The 1,437-nt window shown below is 68.3% G+C and carries 1 protein-coding gene; it reads left to right on the top strand.

What is annotated here, in order from left to right; all coding sequences use genetic code 11:
* The coding region (gene ahcY, locus V1L54_RS29250; RefSeq protein WP_330121182.1) for an adenosylhomocysteinase at window positions 1-1,435 on the top strand (1,435 nt) is incomplete at its 5' end.
* Window positions 1,436-1,437: the final 2 nt, after the last annotated feature.

The following is a 1,437-nucleotide window of genomic DNA, read 5'->3' on the forward strand; positions in this document are numbered from 1 at the left end:
GGACTTCAAGGTCGCGGATCTGTCCCTGGCCGGGTTCGGCCGGAAGGAGATCACGCTGGCCGAGCACGAGATGCCCGGTCTGATGGCGATCCGCCGCGAGTACGCCGAAGCCCAGCCGCTGGCCGGGGCGCGGATCACCGGCTCGCTGCACATGACGGTGCAGACCGCCGTGCTGATCGAGACCCTGGTGGCGCTCGGCGCGCGGGTGCGCTGGGCGTCCTGCAACATCTTCTCCACCCAGGACCACGCCGCCGCGGCGGTGGTGGTCGGTCCCGAGGGCACGGTGGACGATCCGCGCGGGGTGCCCGTCTTCGCCTGGAAGGGCGAGAGCCTCCAGGAGTACTGGTGGTGCACCGAGCAGGCGCTGACCTGGCCGGATGCGGCCAGTGGCGGGCCGAACATGATCCTGGACGACGGCGGGGACGCCACCTTGATGGTCCACAAGGGGGTGGAGTACGAGAAGGACGGCGCCGTGCCCGATGTGGCCGGCGCCGAGAGTGAGGAGCACGCCGTCGTCCTGGAGCTGCTCACCCGCACCCTCGCCGAGAACCCGGGCAAGTGGACGGCGCTGGCCTCCCGGATCCGGGGGGTGACGGAGGAGACCACCACCGGGGTGCACCGGCTGTACGAGATGCAGCGCGAGGGCGCCCTGCTCTTCCCGGCCATCAACGTCAACGACTCGGTGACCAAGAGCAAGTTCGACAACAAGTACGGCTGCCGTCACTCGCTGATCGACGGGATCAACCGGGCCACCGATGTGCTCATCGGCGGCAAGGTCGCGGTGGTGTGCGGTTACGGCGATGTGGGCAAGGGCTGCGCGGAGTCGCTGCGCGGTCAGGGCGCCCGGGTGATCGTCACCGAGATCGACCCGATCTGCGCGCTGCAGGCGGCCATGGACGGCTACCAGGTGGCCACCTTGGAGGACGTGGTCGCCACCGCCGACATCTTCGTCACCACCACCGGGAACAAGGACATCATCCTGGCCGGGCACATGGCGCGGATGAAGCACCAGGCGATCGTGGGCAACATCGGCCACTTCGACAACGAGATCGACATGGCCGGCCTGGCGAGGATTCCCGGCATCGTCAAGGACGAGGTCAAGCCCCAGGTGCACACCTGGACCTTCCCCGACGGCAAGTCGATCATCGTGCTCTCCGAGGGGCGGCTGCTGAACCTGGGCAACGCCACCGGGCATCCCTCGTTCGTGATGTCCAACTCCTTCGCCAACCAGACGATCGCGCAGATCGAGTTGTTCACCAAGCCCGACCAGTACCCGACCGGGGTGTACGTGCTGCCCAAGAAGCTGGACGAGAAGGTCGCCCGTCTCCACCTGGAGGCGCTGGGCGCGAAGCTGACCGAGCTGCGCCCGGACCAGGCCGCCTACATCGGCGTCCCCGTCGAGGGCCCGTACAAGCCCGACCACTACCGCTACTGACC

The sequence above is a fragment of the Streptomyces rubellus genome (genome assembly GCF_036323805.1).
In the GTDB taxonomy this organism is placed as follows: Bacteria; Actinomycetota; Actinomycetes; order Streptomycetales; family Streptomycetaceae; genus Streptomyces.